The organism is Herbaspirillum sp. WGmk3 (assembly GCF_023952535.1).
In the GTDB taxonomy this organism is placed as follows: domain Bacteria; phylum Pseudomonadota; class Gammaproteobacteria; order Burkholderiales; family Burkholderiaceae_D; genus Herbaspirillum; species Herbaspirillum huttiense.
In genome coordinates this window covers 1-242 of the sequence record NZ_JAKYWT010000146.1, presented here as the reverse complement: position 1 = coordinate 242, position 242 = coordinate 1, and the positions used below count along the sequence as shown (strand labels likewise).

Below are 242 nucleotides of genomic sequence, written 5' to 3'. Positions count from 1 at the left end.
ACGCCGCGTGGAGCGAGCGCCAGGAGTTCGGGGAGCGGCTGGTGAACTCCATGATGACGCTGTCGATCATCGTGGGCGCGTCCGTCGCGCAGCTCACGCAGGGCACGATCGTGGCGAACCTGGGCTTCGAGGAGGTCGCGTTCCCGCACCCCATGCACCACGGGGACACGCTCTACAGCGAGTCCGAGATCCTGGACGCGCGCCCCTCCAGATCCCGGCCGGGCCAGGGCATCATCAGGGTC

1 protein-coding gene is annotated in these 242 nt (G+C 69.0%); it reads left to right on the top strand.

The genetic code is table 11. The features are described from left to right. Window positions 1–242: MaoC family dehydratase (locus MKD49_RS26265; RefSeq protein ID WP_256497834.1), on the top strand; the 242-nt coding region annotated here is incomplete at both ends.